This is a genomic window from Azospirillum sp. Marseille-Q6669 (assembly GCF_965111635.1).
In genome coordinates, this window is sequence record NZ_CBCOOP010000002.1 from 740,288 (window position 1) to 756,813 (window position 16,526).

Here is a 16,526-nt window from a genome sequence, read left to right on the forward strand (position 1 = left end):
GGAGGGTGGCGGACCAACGATGGTTTACGGTGATTTTTTAGGGATATCCACAGCTTTCCCGCGATGCGGGACTTATGCCACGCAGCTCTTGAGGACGTAGCCGGGCGTTTCCAGCAGCGGCGCGTCCGAAACCTCGACCACGCGGGCCTGGTCGAACCCGTTGAAGGCGGTGCGCAGGCAGGAGCCGTAGGCCCCCAACTGGCCCAGCTCGATCCAGTCGCCGGCGCGGATGTCGGCCGGCAAATGGAATGGGCCGTTCATGCGGTCCGCGCTGTCGCAGGTCGGGCCGTAGAAGGCGAAGGCCTCCACCGGCTCGCCGCCCATCGGCGCGAAGGGGCGGATCATGCGGGCCGGGAAGCGGAAGCCGGGAACCCCGGCGTCCGACAGGGCCCCGTAGACGCCGTCGTTGATGAACAGCTCGTTGCCGCGGCGCTTCACCACCTGCACGACCAGCGACACGCCCGGCGCCACCAGCGCGCGGCCCGGCTCGCACCAGACGCGGCAATGCACCGGCAGGTCGAGCTTGGACACGCCGCGGGCGATGGCCTCCATGAAGTCGCCGAGCGGCGGCGGGGTGACGCCCGGATAGGAGACGGGGAAGCCGCCGCCCACATCCAGAACGTCGATCATCACGCCCGACTCCGCGATGATGCGGCCGGCCAGCTCCAGCGCCCGCTCATAGGCGGAAGGGTCGAGCATCTGCGAGCCGACATGGAAGGACACGCCGACCTTCGGGGCCACCATGCGCACGGCCTGGAGCAGTTCGACCGCCTCCGTCGCCGGGGCGCCGAACTTGCCGGACAGGTCGTAGACCGCGTTGCCCTTCGGCAGGGCCAGACGCACGACGAGGCCGAGGTCCTGGGCGTCACCCGTCTCCTCCAGAATCTTCTGAAGCTCCTCCATGCTGTCGAGCACGAAGTCGCGCACGCCGTACTGCTGGTAGGCGGTGCGGATCGCCTCGCGCCCCTTCACCGGGTGCATGTAGTGCAGCACCGCATCCGGGAACATCTGGCGGATCAGGCGGATCTCGCCCGGCGAAGCCACGTCGAAGTGGCGCACGCCGCCGGCCCACAGGGCGCGCAGCACCGCCGGCTCCGGGTTGCACTTCACGGCGTAGAGCACGTCGCCGGACACGGCGGCGTCGAAAGCGGCCACGAAGCTGGACGCGGTGTCGGCCAGGACGCCCGGACGGATGCAGTGCATCGGCTCCTCGGGCCGGGCCATCGCCACCGCCTGATGGACGGAGGTGCGGCGGTCCGACACCGGCGAAGCGCCGAAGGACGGGGCGGAGATGGAAACACCGCGGCGCAGCGGGGCGACGGCGGAACGGGAACGGATGAAGCCCATGGCGCACTCCTTACCCTGGGCCACCCGGCGCGGGGCGGTCCAGCGAACAGACAGGAATCCGGCGCGGCCTTCAAAGCCGCGGACCAGAATTCGGGTTGTGGTGAAAGGCGACGGAGAAAAGCCGGGTCAAACGCTCACGAGCGGGCTAACAGCTCCGCAGGTTCAAAGCGTCGATGTCCGGCTATGGGCTACCGTCTGAGAGCCCTGCCGTGGAGAGCCAACATGCCTACCTCCCTCTCGGGACCGGCCCACTGATGACCGGTTCTGCCAAAAAGGACGCGGTACGTCGTTGCATAACCACAGAGGGCCATTGGCACGTGCGAGTGCGTCGTCCCCGATGAATTACGCTTTTTCCCCGGCGATTCAAGTGATTTTTTGATGACAGGGCGTGATCGGCCCGGGGTCGGCCCGGGATTGGAACGATGGCGGCGGTCAGCGGGGCACCGCGTCCGCCGCCTCGACGAAGGTCGGACGGTCGGAGCCGAGCACATGGTCCATGAACCAGAAGCGCAGGAATCCCCGCACCGCCACGCCGGGGTCCAGACGACCGCTCTCCACCTGTTGGCGGATGCGGGCGAACTGCCCCTCCAGCAGCCGATGATGGTTGCGGTGGGCCACGAAACGGCTGGGCGCCACACGGCGCAGCACACCTTCCTCCATGGCGAAATGAGCGTGCACATGGTCGTGGAGCAGCCCCAGAAGATCCAGCAGTTCGCCGGTCGGCGCCCCTTGGCGGCTCATCGCGTCCAACTCGTTCATAAGCTCGGCGAGTTGGCGGTGCTGCGCGTCGAGCGGCCCGACCCCGACCTCGAAAGCACTGTTCCAGGCGATCAGGCTCCGCCCTTCCGGTGCCAGGGAGGCGTCGCGCACCAGCGCTGTGTAATCCCCGTCGTGCCGGATCTCGTGCCCGCACAGAGCGGCGTCCAGAGTGCCCGCCACCGTGCACAGGAAGTCCGACGTCACATCGCAGTCGCGCACATAGTCGATGAGACGGCCGAACTGCTGGTCCAGCATCGCGTGATGGCTGGCGTGCTCCTCCCACCGGGTGAATCCGGCGGCGCGGATGATGACCTCCTCATGGTCGAAATGCATGCGCATCTCGTCCGCGAATCGGCTGAAACGGGGAACCATGGAATCGCGGGAAGCGCCGTCCGCGCACGCGCGGCGGATGGCGTCGACATGGTCCATCAGCGAGCTGTGGGCCGCGTCGATGAAGCCGTTGCCCGTGCGCGGGACGGTGTGGCCATCCGTGGTCATGGAGCCTCCGAAGCGGGTGACGCGCCGCCAGCGATTGGGGGCCGATACCGAAGGCCTTGTAACAGCGTCGCTTTTCGCCCGCAATCGGCTGCGGCGAAAGGTAACGGCAGCGGGGTCATGGCGTGCGGGTCATGGAACGGCACCGGCTTCCGGTTCGAACTTCGGAAAACGGTCGGCGATCACGTCGCCGGTGAAGGAGGCCACCCAGCCGTCCGGGCGCGTGAAGAAGCGGATGGCGGTGAACTCCGGATCCGGCCCCATGTCGAACCAATGCTTCGTCCGCGCCGGTATGCTCAGCAGGTCGCCGGCCCCGCACACGACGCGGAACACCTTCTTGTCCATGTGCAGGTAAAATGCGCCGCTCCCCTGCACGAAGAACCGGGCCTCGTCCTCGTCATGGGTGTGCTCCGCAAGGAAGGCGGCGCGGCGGGCCGCCGCGTCCGGCTGGCCGCGCGGCATCCGCACCACGTCGGCGGACTGGAAGCCGCGCGCCTCCTTTAGGGCCAGCACCGGCCCGGCATAGGCGTCCAGCACCGCCTGGGCGTCGGCGGAGTCGGGAATGGCCTTGGGCGCCGGCCAGCGCTCGAACAGCACGCCGGCCAGCGCCAGATGGGCCGTGACCAGCGCTGGGTCGGCGGACGAGAGTTCCGCAACGGTGGGATCGGTGTCGCTGTAGACGGACAAACGGGCCATGGTCGCCTCGTTGTGCAGGTGCACCCAGAATGAGACGAAGCGGCGCCCGGCGCAACCGAAACGGTTGAAACCATACTTCGGTATGCGCGCAATGAACGAATCAGCGGCGGATCGCCAGCCCCAGCGACACGATCAGCCCGACCCCCAAAAGAAGCCCAACGAATCCGCCGACTCCGGCCCAGCCGAACCCGTGCCAGAAGACGCCGCCCAGCGTCCCGGCGATGGTGGAGCCCATGTAGTAGCAGAACAGATAGATCGCCGACGCCTGACCGCGGTTGACCGGCGCCCGCTGCCCGATCCAGCCGGAGGCGATGGTGTGGACCCCGAAGAAGGCGAAGGTGAACAGGGCGATGCCCGGCGTCATCGTCCACAGGCTGTCCGGCGTCATCAGCGCCAGACCGGCCGCCATCATCGCCGCGGCGACGGCCAGCACCCTGCCCCGCCCCAGCCGCACCGCCAGCCCACCGAACAGCGGCGAGCTGACGACCCCGCAGAGATAAACCGTGAAAACGGCACCGACCGCCGCCGGGCGCAGGTCGAAGGGCGGCGCCAGCAGGCGGAAGCCGATGTAATTGAAGACGGTGACGAAGGCCCCCATGGACAGGAACCCCATGGCGAACAGGGCGAGCAGCCCGCGGTCCACTAGGTGCCCGCGCCACGCCCCGGCCAGTTCCCGCACGCCCGCCGGCCGCCGCTGGAAGTTGCGCGATGTGGGAAGCGCGAACCACACCGCCACGGCGGCGGCGATTCCCAGCGCGCCGATCACGCCCATCGCCATGCGCCAGGACGCGACATCGGCCACCAGCGCCGTCAGCGCCCGGCCCGACATGCCACCCAGCGCCGTTCCGCCGATGTACAGGCCCATGGTGACCCCGGCGGAGCGCGGGTCCACCTCCTCCGACACATAGGCCATGGCGACGGCGGGAAGACCACTGAGCGCCATCCCTTCCAGCGCCCGCACCAACAGCAGCGAGGCCCAGTCCGGCGCCATCGCGCCGCTGATGCCCAGCGTGCCGGAGGCGAGCAGGGAAAGCGCCATGATCGCCTTGCGGCCGAACCGGTCGGACACCGCCCCGGCGACCAGCAGCGCGAAGGCCAGAACGCCGGTGGACACCGACAGGGCAAGGCTCGACTGTGCCGGGGTGACGCCGAACTCCCGCGTGAACTCCGGCATCAGCGGCTGCACGCAGTAGAGCGCGGCGAAGGTTGAGAAACCGGCGACGAAGAGGATGCGGCTCGCCCGCTTGTAGGCCGGCGTGCCGGCGACGAGGTAATTCGCCGCTGCCCCCTGCCCCGCCGGTTCGATCTGAATCCTACCGAAATCGCCGTCCGCCACGTCGGTCCGTCCCCATGATGCGCTGCAGCATGCACGCAAGAGGGGAATGTGCGCCCGCGACGGCGTCCTGTCCAACGGATCGGACGCAGTGCAGCAATATGATTCCGTTATGACAACCGGCCGTCCGACGGGTTCAGGGGATCAGCGCGCCGAGGTCGAACTCCTTGGCGAAGGCCAGCATGGCGCCGCAGGCGCTGGCGGACGACACGCGCAGCACCCCGTTGCCCACGACCGTCGGGAACTTGCTCTTCTGAAGCGCCTGCTGGGCGCGTTCCAGGTCGGCGACCGTCAGCACCATTCCGGCCAGGAAGGGGCGCGGAACCTCCAGCGCCGGGTCGCCGGTCCATCCCCAATGCAGCGCGGCGGGATCGGCCACCACGATGGGAGCGCTGCCGGTCGGCACGACGCGCGCCGGCCCCCGCGTCTCCACCGCCGTGCCGAACAGCCGGGCGTAGGAGGCGGCGGTGGCGTCGGGATCGTCGGCGGCGACAACCAGGGCGGCGAGACCGGTCACCGTGTTGTCGTGCTGGACCAACTCCGGACGCCAGACCACCTCGGGGGTGTGGTGCTGGCACAGGAAGACCCGCCCGCCCCACTCCGGCACACCGTCGATCGGGGTCGTCGTGAAGCGCGCCTGCTGCGCGCCGCCCGGCAGTTCGACGGGGCGGCCGAACTCCACCGGCTTGCCCGCCGGATAGCCGGCCTCGACCAGGAGGCGTTGCGCCGCCCGCGCGTCGTCGGTCTTCAGCGCTGCCGCCGCGATGCCCTCGCGGGTTTTCAGAACGTCGCTGAAAAAGGCGGTGAAGGGGTGCGGCTGTTCGATGGCGAGCAGTTCCAGATAGTCGCCGGCCCCGAACATCATGGTGTGGTTGGCCGACTTCAGTTCGCCATGCCGGCCCTTCGGCGAGATGGTGAAGCCCATGCGGCGATAGGCGTCCTGCGCCTTCTCCAGATCGCGGACGACGATGACGAGATGGTCGATGCCGTTGATTCCGTGTGCGCCCATGACCCTTGCCCTTCCGCTTTGCCGGCTTTTCGCGTCCGGCCAGCCATAGTGCAAGGGGGCGGCGCAACGCAAGGGTCAGGGCGCAAGCGGTCGCTCGCGCCACGCGGCAACAACGTCCGGCATGGGCGGCGAGTCCCGGTGCTCGCCGTGGATCGCCAGAATCTCCGCCGGGGCGACCACGGCGCCGCGCGCCACGAAGGCGCCCTGCACCACGGCCAGCGCTGCCGTGCCCGTGGCGGTCTCCAACCGGTGCTCGATGAAGAAATACTTGTCGTCCCAGCACAGCACGCGGGTCGTCAGCTCGAAGCGCTGGAAGGGCGCCAGCGGGCGGCGGAAGCGCAGGTTGGCGGCGCCGATCACCGGTTGCCAACGGTGGCGCAGGATCGACCGCCCCATGCCGGAGCGCAGCATCAGATCGACGCGCCCCAAGTCCATGACGCTGAAATAGCGGGCGTTGGTCATGTGCATGTTGAGGTCGAGATCGGTCGGCCACACCCGGAAGCGCAGCCGTGCCGGTTCCAGGAACCCCACCGGCCGTCCGGTCAGAGCGGCCACGATGACGGCGATCAGGCGGAACAGCAAATTCATAACCCTATCCCCTCCGGCCCGGCCGGGCGGACGGGACCGCACGGGCTCACGCGCTCTTGGACGCCAACCCGCGCTCGTCCAGCGCGGCCTGCACCTGGGCCTCGATCTCCCGCAGCTCGCCCACGGTCGCCTCCAGGTCCTGGCGCTGCTGCTCAAGGTCCTTCAGCCGCGCGTCGATGCGCTTCTGCAGAACCTTCAACTGCTCCACCCCGCCATCAACGTTGTAAAGGTCGAGATACTCGCGGATCTCCGCCAGCGAGAAGCCCAGCCGCTTGCCCCGCAGGATCAGCTTCAGCCGGGCGCGGTCGCGCTTGGTGTAGACGCGGTTGTTGCCCAGGCGGTTGGGCGACAGCAGCCCCTTCACTTCGTAGAAGCGGAGGGCACGCGGCGTGATGCCCAGTTCCTCCGCCAACTGATTCACCGTGTAGAGCTGTTCCATGGTGGGGGGCACGCCTTCCGTCACGTCGCGCCGCGGCGGCGTGGGGAACGAAGGCTGCTCGCTCCACGCCGCCGGACGGCGTCTCCGTTCCTACCACACACACCACGGCGTGACAAAGCCGAGCGCCCTTTCCCTGGTCATCCCTCCGACTTCTGCAAGCTTTCCGCAATCAACTCCTTCTTCGACAGCTTGCCGACGGCCGTCTTGGGCAGCTCGGCGCGGAACTCGATCAGCTTCGGCATCTCGATCCGTGAGATCTTGTCGCGCAGGAAATCCTTCAACCGCTCCGCGGCCAGGCTGGCTCCGGGCTTGAGCTGCACGAAGGCCTTCGGGCTCTGGCCGCGGTAGTCGTCGGGGACGCCGATGACGCAGACGGCCACCACGTCGGGGTGCTGGTAGATGGCCTCCTCGATCATGCGCGGATAGACGTTGTAGCCGCCGCAGATGATCAGCTCCTTCAGCCGGTCGAGCAGGAAGACGTAGCCGTCCTCGTCCATCACCCCGACGTCGCCGGTGAACAGCCAGCCGCCGACGATGGTGCGCCGGCTCTCCTCGTCCTTGTTCCAGTAGCCGGTCATGACGTTGGGGCCGGACAGCACGACCTGCCCCTTCTCACCGGGCGGCAACACGCGGTCGGGATCGTCCAGCGCGCGGATCTGCACCATGATGCCGGGCAGAGGCAGGCCGATGGAGCCCTCCTTGTTGACCCCGCTCAGCGGGTTGCAGGCACAGACCGGCGAAGCCTCGCTGAGGCCGTAGCCCTCGACCAGCACGCAGCCGGTGGCCTCCTCGAACTGCCGTTTCAGCTCCATCGGCAGCGGCGCCCCGCCGGAGATGCAGTAGCGGATCGACCGCATCGGGTGGCGCGCCACGTCGGGATGGCTCAGCAACGCCTTGTACATGGTCGGCACGCCGGGCAGCAGCGTGGGCTTGCGCCGCGCGATGGTCTTCAGCACCTGCAGCGTGTCGAAGCGCGGCAGCATGACCAGCTCCGCCCCCGCCGCCAGCCCCATGTTCAGGATCACCGTCATGGCGAAGACGTGGAAGAAGGGCAGGACGGCGAGCATCCGCTCCTCCCCCAGCGCCATGCCGGGGAACCAAGCCTGCACCTGCCGCGCGTTGGCCACGAGGTTGGCGTGGGTCAGCATCGCCCCCTTGGGCACGCCGGTGGTCCCGCCGGTGTATTGCAGCACCGCCACGTCGCGCCGCGGGTCCAGCCGCACCGGCGGCATCACTCCGTCGTTGGCCAGCAGCGCGTCGAAATCCACATGCCGCCCGTCCTGCGGGATGCTCGCCAGTTCGCTGCGCTTCAGGACGCGGAACAGCACGCTCTTCACCGGGGGCAAGATGGAGGCCATGCGGCAGACGACCACCGTCTTCAGCCGCGTGCGGTCCAGCATCGCCTCGATGCGCGAGTGGATCTGCTTCAGATCGAGCGTGACCATGATCTCGGTCCCGGAATCCTCGATCTGGTGCTCCAGCTCCCGCTCGACATAGAGCGGGTTGTAGTTCACCACCGTGCCGCCGGCCTTCAGGATCGCGAAATAGGCGATCACGTAGGTCGGCGTGTTCGGCAGGCACAGCCCCACCCGCACCCCCGGCTTCACCCCCATCGCCGCGAAGCCCTTGGCCGCCCGGTTCACCAGCCCCAGCACCTCCGCGTAGCGGTAGCGGCGGCCGAGGAAGTCCAGGCACGGACGGTTGGCGTAGCGGCGGGCGGCCTCCTCGAACAGCTCGGCCAGCGGCATCACGGCGATCGGCTGGTCCCAGGCGATGCCCTCGGGGTAATGCGCCAGCCAGGGATGGGCCGGCCTGTCGTCGCCGATGCTGCTCCGGCGCGCAAGATTCTCGGTCATTTCCGATCCTCCCGGCTGCGCGGCGGGTCAGGACAAGCGACGGCGGAAGGCGGTGCGCGGCTTTCGGAGTCCGGGCGCGGCGGTCTGCATGGTTTCACTCCCCTCGATTGATTTGATGGTTCCCGGATCGTTGAGGCGCCGGAAACCTTTTGGTTATGACGTTGACGTAAACGTAAACTTTGCCTACTGTCAAGGTCCGACAAACACGAATCCAGGGGAGAGAGACTGATCCATGGTTGAGGACATCCTGCGCGAACTCCAGTCCCGCTCCACCAGCTTCCGCAGCCTGAAGGCCGACGTCCGCTTCGCGCTGGAGGACGGCGAGGCGGTGCGGGTCAACGCCCGCGAGACGCCCGTCGCCATCGCGCGGGAGGACACCGGGGACGCCGATCCCGACTGCACCATCCGCATCTCTGCCGAGAACCTGAAGAAGCTGATGGACGGGCGGCTGAACCCGATGCTGGCCTTCACCATGGGCAAGCTGAAGGTGGACGGCTCGATGGGCGTCGCCATGAAGCTGGCGCAGCTTCTCGACGACTGAGCACCTGCGACTGAGCGACGGAAACCGGACGGCGGCACCATAAGCCGCCGCATCACGAACACAGGGAGGAACATCCATGACGCACGCCCTGCGCGCGGCGCTGGCGGTCGCCGGCCTGCTGTTGTCCACGGCCGCGGTCCAGGCTGCCGAGCCGCGCACGCTGACCTACCGGATTCTGATGGGCGACGATCCGGTGGGCAGCGAAACCGTCCGGCTGGAGGCCCAGGGCGACGTGACCAAGGTCGCCGTCACCGCTTCGACGCAGGTGAAGGTGCTGTTCATCAACTTCCGCTACGATCACAAGCGGGAAGAGGTCTGGAAGGGCGGGACGCTCGACTCCATGAGCGCCCAGACCGACGACGACGGCACGCCTCACGCCATCCGGATGATGCGTACCAGCGGCGGTTACACCGTCACGGTGGACGGCAAGGCCGGACAGACCGGCGCCGACATCCTGCCCCTGACGCTGTGGACCCCGGAGGTGCTGAAGCGCCCCACCCTGCTCTCGGTCATCGACGGCAAACCATACAACGTGCGCACCGACCTCGTCGGCACCGACACGCTGACCGTCGGCGGACGAGCGGTGCCGGCGCAGCATCACCGCATCTCCGGCGACGTGGAGCGCGACCTGTGGTTCGACGCGCGGGGCACGCTGCTCAAGACCCGCTTCAAGCGCAGCGGCTACGATGTTACCTACATCCTGGACTGAGATGTGTTCTGCGTGAGGGTGTGATGCCGCTGTTCGTGTTCCCCGATGACCCGTCCTGGAACGAGGAGGCCGACGCCGTGGAGTTCGCGGTGGAGGTCGGGGAGTATCACGGGCGGGTCTTCGTCCCGCGCCGCGCCTTGCAAACCCTCGCCGGCCATCTGCCAAAGCCGGACGAGGCGCTTCAGTATGTCTGCCTGAACCGCCCGGTCTTCGACAAAGCGGTGGAGGCCCGCATCATGGACCGCAAGCTGGACCCGGATGCGAACGTCCATCTGACGGCACGGGACGTGCGGCGGGTGGCGCCGTAGGAGGCCATCGAAATTTGAGTGGTCGCGTCGCCCCCCCTCCCGACCTCCCCCGCTTCGCAGGGGGAGGGAGAAAAGCCCTCCCCTGCGAAGCGGGGAGGGTTGGGTGGGGGCCCGGTTCAACACCCTCAAATGCTGTAATTGTCCGCGATCCCCGACCGCAGCTGCTCCACCTGCTCGCGGAAGCCTCCGCTCTCGCGGCCCGGCTCGTTGCGGACGTCCTGGACGATGCGCGCCGGGCTGCCGCCCAGCACGATGATGCGGTCGGCGAGATGCACCGCCTCCTCCAGGTCGTGCGTGACGAACAGCACGGTTTTGCCGGTCTCGCGGTGAATGCGCAGCAGCTCGTCCTGAAGGCCGTGCCGCGTGATGGCGTCGAGCGCGCCGAACGGCTCGTCCATCAGCAGGATGTCGGGGTCGACGGCCAGGGCGCGGGCGATGCCGACGCGCTGGCGCTGGCCGCCCGACAGCTCGTAAGGCCAGCGCCGCCCGTAATCGTCCAGCCGGACGAGGCGCAGCGCGGCGGCCACCCGCTCCTCCCGCTCGGCGGTGGAGATCGGCAGTCCCTCCAGGCCGAAGCGGACGTTCTTGGCGACCCGCCGCCAGGGCAGCAGGCGGGCGTCCTGGAAGACGAGGCTGACCGGACGGTGGCCCGGCTTCTTCGTCTCGTGGATGGTGACGGCACCGGCGCGCGCCGTGTGCAGCCCGGCGACGACGCGCAGCAGGGTCGACTTGCCGACGCCGGACGGCCCGACGATGGCGACGAAGCTGCCGCGCTCGATGGACAGGTCGACGTCCACCAGGACCGGCGGAGCCACGGCGCCGTAGCCGATGGCGACGCCCTTCAAATCGATCACAGCAGAGCCGTTCCCATTAGGGCCGTTCACTTTTGCCATGCGAGCACCCGCTGCTGAACCTGCATGAACAGGAAGTCGCACACACCGTAGAGCGCCGCGATGGTGACCATGTAGAGCACGACGATGTGCGTGGCGAGCAGGCCGGAGGCGTCGGACATGCGCGCGCCCAGGCCGGAGATGCCGAACAGCTCCGCCGCCACCACCGTCATCCAGCCCTGCCCCAGCCCGGCGCGCACGCCGGACAGGATGCCCGGCAACGCGCCGGGCAGGACGATCTTGAACAGGCGCGGGATCAGCCCGCCCTGCCCGAAGGCGTGGCCGAGTTCGATCAGGTCCTTGTCCACCCCGCGCACCGCGCTGTAGGTAGCGTAGTAGTTGATCCAGAAGACCGTCAGCGCGATCAGGAAGGTCGCCGCCGACTTGCTGACGCCGAACCAGATGATCGCGAAGGGAATCCAGGCGATGGACGGGATGGGGCGCAGCATGCGCACCACCCAGGCCTGGAAGGCGTCCCAGATGCCCCAGGTCGCCGCCGCGGTGCCGAAGGTGATGCCGAGGACGGTGCCGAGCGCCAGCCCCGACAGGTAGTGCGACAGGCTGGCGAAGACCATCGCCTGCCAGGTGCCGGACCGGAACTCCGCCAGGAAGGCGCCGGGCACCGCGCTGGGCGACGGCAAAAGCCCGGCGGGCACGACGCCGCTGCGCGCCAGCGCTTCCCAGGCGAGCAGGAAAGCGCCGACGCCGAGCGCCGACAGGGCGATGGAGCTGTGGAGCTTCAGCGGTTGACGCATCGCGCTTACTTCGCGGCGGCCGCGTCGTAGAAGCGGAAGTCGAAGGCCTCCGCCACCGGGATGGTGCCCTCGGCGGAGCCGATCTCCTTGGCGTAGGCCATCATCTGCTCGACCGCCGGGACGACGCCGTGCGGGTCGGCGAGGAACTTGGAGCCCGGCGAACGGAAGGCGGCCTCCAGCGTGGCCGGCTCCATCAGGCCCTTGCCGAGATACTCGTTGGCGACCGTGGCGGAGCGGGCCGGGTCCTTGGCGATCTGATCGACGGCGCGGATGTGCGCCTTGAGCAGGCGGGTCAGCGCCTCGCCATGCTCCTTGGCGACCGGGCCGCGGACCGCGATGACGGTGCCGGGCTGGTTCGGGAACATCTCCGCGCCGGTGGCGAGCAGGCCGACGTTCGGGTCGACCTTCTGGGTCACGGTCACCGTCGGCTCGCGGATCGTCGCGGCGTCGAGGGCGCCGGCCAGCAGCGCCTGCTGGGTCTTCTCGATGCCCATGGAGATGATCTCCACGTTCGCCGGGTCGGCCTTCACCACCTTGAACAGCCAGTGGCGCAGCACGGTGTCCGGTACCGAGCCCGGCGGCTGCGTGCCGATCTTGACCTTGCGGCCGCTGTCGGCGACGAATTTCGCGATCGAGTCCGCGGTGGCCTTGCCGCCCAGCGCCTTGGCGAACTCGCCCCGGCTGGCGACGACCATCTCCTCGACCGCCGAGTTGGCGATCACCGACACGTCCGCGCCCTTCGAGCGGGCGACCAGGACCGGAGCGACGCCGGCGTAGAGCAGGTCGATCTTGCCGGCGGCCATCGCCTGGATCGCGTGCGGGCCGGATTCGAACTTGGTCAGCTTCAGGTCGATGCCCGCCTCACGCGCCCAGCCTTCCCCTTCCAGGATGAACAGCGGCGCGGCGGCAAGGATGGGAATGTAGCCGACCTCCAGCTTCACCGGATCGGCGGCGCGGGCCGCGCCGGGCGTGAGAGCGGCCAGGGAGGCGACGGCGGCCACGGCCAGCATTGCGGAGCGTCGGGTCAGGGCGGTCATGGGATCCATCCTCGCAGGAAATTGCCCGCCTATTTAGCACATCTCCTATCGGAAGGAAGAGCGAATTACACATTATTGAATGATGAAATGCCTGATTTCACATGTTGCGTTTCGTAATGTGAAATCCATTCCACCATAGGAAAACCCCTTCGCAGCGACGCGAAGGGGCTTTTTTTTTCCGGAACGAAGAGGGGAGCCGTTACACCCGGTCGCGCTTCAGGGCGTTCCGGCCGAACGCGCCGTCCACATAGTCGAGCAGTTCGCCCAGCGCCTCCACCGGGGTGACCGCGCCGGTGTCGATGGTCAGCTCCGCCGACTCCGGGGCCTCGTAGGGGGCGGAGACGCCGGTGAAGTCCGGGATCTCCCCGGCGCGCGCCCGGCGGTACAGACCCTTGGGGTCGCGCGATTCGCAGGTGGCGAGGTCGGCGGCCACATAGACCTCGTGGAAGCGCTCGCCGCCGATGGCCCGCGCCCGCGCCCGGTCGGCCTGGAGCGGCGAGATCAGCGACGCGATGACGAGAACGCCAGCGTCGGCGAACAGTTTGGCCGTCTCGGCGACGCGCCGGATGTTCTCCGCCCGGTCCTCCGCCGAGAAGCCCAGCCCGGCGTTCAGTCCGTTGCGGACGTTGTCGCCGTCCAGAACGAAGACCTGCCAGCCGCGGTCGAACAGCGCGCGCTCCAGCGCCATCGCCAGCGTGGACTTGCCGGCGCCGGACAGGCCGGTCAGCCAGAGGACGCCGCCCTTGTGGCCGTTGGCGGCGTTGCGCTCGTCCGCCGTGACGGCGTGTGAGACCTCGGTCGTGTTGGCCGAGGCGGCAGGGCCTTCGTCCACCTCGACGACGATGCAGCCGCCGACCACGTCGTGACCGTCGATCAGCACGCCGCGCCCGGTGCGCGACAGAGCCGACGCGAGGTCGACGGCGATCGGCGAGCGGGAGCGCAGGACGACCTCGGCCACCTCGTTGCGATGGACCGCCTTGGCCGGGGTGCTCGACAGGTCCTCGATGTCGATGACGGCGGTGATGCTCTCCACCGTCACGCGGTGCTCGCCCGTCGTGATCTTCAGCGTGTAGGTCTTGCCGACCGCCAGCGGCTCCGAGGTCAGCCAGAAGGCGCGGACGCCCAGCCGGTGGGTGACGTGCGGCGCGCCCTCCTCATGGTGCGCGACATGGCCGCGCTCGGCGAAGATGCGCTTGTCCAGCGTGATGCCGATGCTCTGCCCGGCCTGGGCGGCGACGATGGGCTGGCTGTGGTTCCACCCCTCGATGCTGACCACCGTGGCGGTGGCGCCGGTCGGCGAGAAGCGCAGCGTGTCGCCGACGCGCAGGCGCCCGCTCTCGATGCGGCCGGCCAGGATGCGGCGGTCGTCGGGCTTGTAGACGTCCTGGAGCGGGAAGCGCAGCGGCAGTTCGGTCGGCGCCTGCTGCGGGCGGAAGGCATCCAGCGCCTCCACCACGGTCGGCCCCTCGTACCAGGGCGCCTTGTCGGAGCGGGTGACGATGTTGTCGCCATGGCGCGCCGCGATCGGGATCACCGTGGAGGTGTGCAGGCCGAGTTCCGCCAGATAGGCGCGGATCTCCTGCGACACCGCCTCGAACCGGTACTGGTCGAAGTCGACGCGGTCCATCTTGTTGACCGCCACCGCCACCTGCCGCACGCCCAGCAGATGCAGCAGGAAGGCGTGGCGGCGCGACTGCTCCAGCGCGCCTTCGGCGGCGTCGATCACCAGCAGGGCGGCGTCGGCCTGCGAAGCGCCGGTCACCATGTTCTTCAGGAACTCGGTGTGGCCCGGCGCGTCGATGATGACGTAGGGGCGCTGCTCCGTCTTGAAATGGATCTGCGTGGTGTCGATGGTGATGCCCTGGTCGCGCTCGGCCTGGAGCGCGTCCATCACGAAGGCCCACTCGAAGGGCATGCCGCGCTTGCGGCTCATCTCGTGGACCTGCTCCACCTTGCCGTCGGGCAGGCTGCCGGTGTCGTTCAGCAGGCGCCCGATCAGCGTCGACTTGCCGTGGTCGACATGGCCGACGATGACGATGCGGAGCTGGCCGTTCAGTTCGTTCCGGATGTCCATGGTCCCAATCCCCGCTTCTTACATATAGCCCGAGCTGCGCAGGCGCTCGAAGCTGTCTTCGGCCTCGTTGTCCATGGCGCGGCCGGCGCGCTCCGGAATGCGGGTCACGACCAGTTCGGCGATGATCTCGTCGATGGTGCCAGCGGTGCTGTCCACCGGGAAGGTGATGTTCTTCTCACCCAGCGAGCGGTAGCGCTTGCCATCCTTGGCGAAGTACAGCGGGACGATGGGAATCCCCTCGCGTTTGGAATAGCGCCAGATGTCCAGTTCGGTCCAATGCAGCAGCGGGTGGATGCGGACGTGGGTGCCTTCGTCGAAGCGGGTCTTGTAATGGTCCCAGAACTCCGCCGGCTGGTCCTTCACGTCCCAGTCGCCTTCCAGCGAACGCGGCGAGAAGACGCGCTCCTTGGCGCGGGTCGCCTGCTCGTCGCGGCGGATGCCGACCATGATGCCCTGGTACTTGCCGGTGCGCAGGAGGTTCTTCAGCCCCTCCGTCTTGCGGGCGGCGGCGCGGGTCAGCGGCGGCAGGGTCTGGTCCATGTCCGCTTCCGGCGGGCACTGCTCCACCCGCAGGTCGAGGTCCCATTCGCCGGCGATGCGGTCGCGGAAGTCGTAGACCTCCTGCAACTCCATCGCGGTGTCGAGTTGGACCACCGGGAACGGAACGCGCCCGAAGAACGCCTTGCGGCAGAGCCAGAGCAGGACGTTGCTGTCCTTTCCGATCGACCACAGCAGAGCCAGCTTGTCGATGCGGTTGTAGGCCTCGCGGAGGATGTAGATGCTCTGGCTCTCAAGGTAATCGAGATCGGCGGTCATTGTGCGGTTCCGGTCTTCTTGAAGGTGTGAATGCCGCATTCGGTCTTGGCGGTTCCGGCCCAGCGGCCCGACCGCGGGTCCGCACCGGGAGCGACACGCTCGGTGCAGGTGAAGCAGCCGATGGACAGGAAGCCGTCGGCCTCAAGCGGGTGGCGCGGCAGGTTGCGCCGCGCGAATTCCTGGTCGATCCGCTCGCGGTCCCAGTGGGCGAGCGGGTTGATCTTGATGCGGCCCGTGCCCTCCTCCGCCTCGAACAGCGGAAGGGCGGCGCGCGTGGAGGCCTGGAAGCGCTTGCGTCCGGTCACCCAGGCGTCGAAACCCTCCAGCGCACGGTCCAGCGGCACCGTCTTGCGCAGATGGCAACAGGCGTCATGCGAGCGGGTGAACAGCAGCCCGTCGGGGTCCTCCGCCGCCAGATCCGCACCGGTCGGGCCGATCGTGCGCACACCGGTCAGGCCAAGCGCGGACACCAGCTTGTCGCGGTAGCGCAGCGTTTCCCCGAACAACTTCCCGGTGTCGACGAAGAGAACCGGGAAGGACGGGTCGGCTTCCGCCGCCAAGGCGAGCAGCACCGCCGATTCCGTTCCGAAGGATGAAACCACAGCAACGCGGCCGTCGAATTCATCACGCAGAAGGGCGTTCAGAAGCACCGCCCCATCCAGCCGCCCGTACCGTTCGGTCAGATCGGCCACGCGGTCGCGTTTCACAGCCTGGGCAAGTCCATCAAGCATGACCTAATTGCCTATCCACGAAGTGGAGTATTTGTTCTGAATTGCACATTAACACCAGTTTCACGGCGTTGCAATGCATATACATTGTCTACATGTATTATAGGTTTAAGCGAGTTTGTGAAATCTGTTGATTGCACCCCGCC

The 16,526-nt window shown here is 68.1% G+C and carries 17 protein-coding genes; 3 read left to right on the forward strand and 14 right to left on the reverse strand.

From position 1 onward, the window contains the following. Positions 1–72: 72 nt before the first annotated feature. The 8 genes from ACWPXE_RS14770 to ACWPXE_RS14805 all read right to left on the reverse strand — a co-directional run bounded on the left by ACWPXE_RS14770 (position 73) and on the right by ACWPXE_RS14805 (position 8,522). On the reverse strand, positions 73–1,347 hold the full coding sequence (locus tag ACWPXE_RS14770; RefSeq protein ID WP_454018432.1) for a type III PLP-dependent enzyme: 1,275 nt from the start codon (positions 1,345–1,347) through the stop codon (positions 73–75). Positions 1,348–1,779: 432 nt separating this feature from the next. After that, a complete protein-coding gene (locus ACWPXE_RS14775) occupies positions 1,780–2,604 on the reverse strand; it encodes a hemerythrin domain-containing protein (RefSeq protein ID WP_454018433.1) in 825 nt (274 codons plus the stop codon). 129 nt (positions 2,605–2,733) lie between these two features. Continuing rightward, positions 2,734–3,297: a 1,2-dihydroxy-3-keto-5-methylthiopentene dioxygenase gene (locus ACWPXE_RS14780; protein WP_454018434.1), complete on the reverse strand. Its 564-nt coding sequence runs from the start codon at positions 3,295–3,297 to the stop codon at positions 2,734–2,736. 100 nt (positions 3,298–3,397) lie between these two features. Beyond that, entirely contained in the window at positions 3,398–4,633 is a 1,236-nt protein-coding gene (locus ACWPXE_RS14785; protein WP_454018435.1) for an MFS transporter, read from the reverse strand. 133 nt (positions 4,634–4,766) lie between these two features. Next, positions 4,767–5,639, reverse strand: a complete 873-nt coding sequence (locus ACWPXE_RS14790) for a VOC family protein (RefSeq protein ID WP_454018436.1) — start codon at positions 5,637–5,639, stop codon at positions 4,767–4,769. A 75-nt stretch (positions 5,640–5,714) separates the two neighbouring features. Continuing rightward, complete coding sequence (locus tag ACWPXE_RS14795) at positions 5,715–6,227, reverse strand: thioesterase family protein (protein WP_454018437.1); 513 nt, start codon at positions 6,225–6,227, stop codon at positions 5,715–5,717. Between the two features lie 46 nt (positions 6,228–6,273). After that, on the reverse strand, positions 6,274–6,666 hold the full coding sequence (locus ACWPXE_RS14800) for a MerR family transcriptional regulator (RefSeq protein ID WP_094302185.1): 393 nt from the start codon (positions 6,664–6,666) through the stop codon (positions 6,274–6,276). Between the two features lie 137 nt (positions 6,667–6,803). Next, positions 6,804–8,522 (reverse strand): long-chain-fatty-acid--CoA ligase, encoded by a 1,719-nt coding sequence (locus ACWPXE_RS14805; RefSeq protein ID WP_454018438.1) that lies wholly within the window; start codon positions 8,520–8,522, stop codon positions 6,804–6,806. Between the two features lie 232 nt (positions 8,523–8,754). Between ACWPXE_RS14805 and ACWPXE_RS14810 the strand changes: the two genes are divergently transcribed. The 3 genes from ACWPXE_RS14810 (at position 8,755) to ACWPXE_RS14820 (ending at position 10,080) form a co-directional block, all read left to right on the forward strand. Beyond that, on the forward strand, positions 8,755–9,063 hold the full coding sequence (locus tag ACWPXE_RS14810; protein ID WP_454018439.1) for an SCP2 sterol-binding domain-containing protein: 309 nt from the start codon (positions 8,755–8,757) through the stop codon (positions 9,061–9,063). A gap of 76 nt (positions 9,064–9,139) precedes the next feature. Further along, the gene (locus ACWPXE_RS14815; RefSeq protein WP_454018440.1) at positions 9,140–9,772 is read left to right on the forward strand and encodes a DUF6134 family protein; all 633 of its coding nucleotides are present in this window, start codon (positions 9,140–9,142) and stop codon (positions 9,770–9,772) included. Positions 9,773–9,795: 23 nt separating this feature from the next. After that, positions 9,796–10,080, forward strand: coding sequence for a DUF1488 family protein (locus ACWPXE_RS14820; RefSeq protein WP_038527656.1), 285 nt, complete (start codon positions 9,796–9,798; stop codon positions 10,078–10,080). 125 nt (positions 10,081–10,205) lie between these two features. On the opposite strand, the gene ACWPXE_RS14825 is transcribed toward ACWPXE_RS14820, so the two are convergent. The 6 genes from ACWPXE_RS14825 to ACWPXE_RS14850 form a co-directional block, all read right to left on the reverse strand. Continuing rightward, complete coding sequence (locus tag ACWPXE_RS14825; protein WP_454018441.1) at positions 10,206–10,934, reverse strand: ABC transporter ATP-binding protein; 729 nt, start codon at positions 10,932–10,934, stop codon at positions 10,206–10,208. A gap of 26 nt (positions 10,935–10,960) precedes the next feature. After that, on the reverse strand, positions 10,961–11,725 hold the full coding sequence (locus ACWPXE_RS14830) for an ABC transporter permease (protein WP_035674628.1): 765 nt from the start codon (positions 11,723–11,725) through the stop codon (positions 10,961–10,963). A gap of 5 nt (positions 11,726–11,730) precedes the next feature. Continuing rightward, entirely contained in the window at positions 11,731–12,762 is a 1,032-nt protein-coding gene (locus ACWPXE_RS14835; RefSeq protein ID WP_454018442.1) for an ABC transporter substrate-binding protein, read from the reverse strand. A 199-nt stretch (positions 12,763–12,961) separates the two neighbouring features. Beyond that, complete coding sequence (gene cysC, locus ACWPXE_RS14840; RefSeq protein WP_051140279.1) at positions 12,962–14,836, reverse strand: adenylyl-sulfate kinase; 1,875 nt, start codon at positions 14,834–14,836, stop codon at positions 12,962–12,964. A gap of 18 nt (positions 14,837–14,854) precedes the next feature. Then, positions 14,855–15,652, reverse strand: a complete 798-nt coding sequence (gene cysD, locus ACWPXE_RS14845) for a sulfate adenylyltransferase subunit CysD (protein WP_014240756.1) — start codon at positions 15,650–15,652, stop codon at positions 14,855–14,857. After that, on the reverse strand, positions 15,649–16,383 hold the full coding sequence (locus ACWPXE_RS14850; protein WP_454018443.1) for a phosphoadenylyl-sulfate reductase: 735 nt from the start codon (positions 16,381–16,383) through the stop codon (positions 15,649–15,651). The genes cysD and ACWPXE_RS14850 overlap by 4 nt, the downstream gene beginning before the upstream one ends. Between the last annotated feature and the right edge of the window lie 143 nt (positions 16,384–16,526).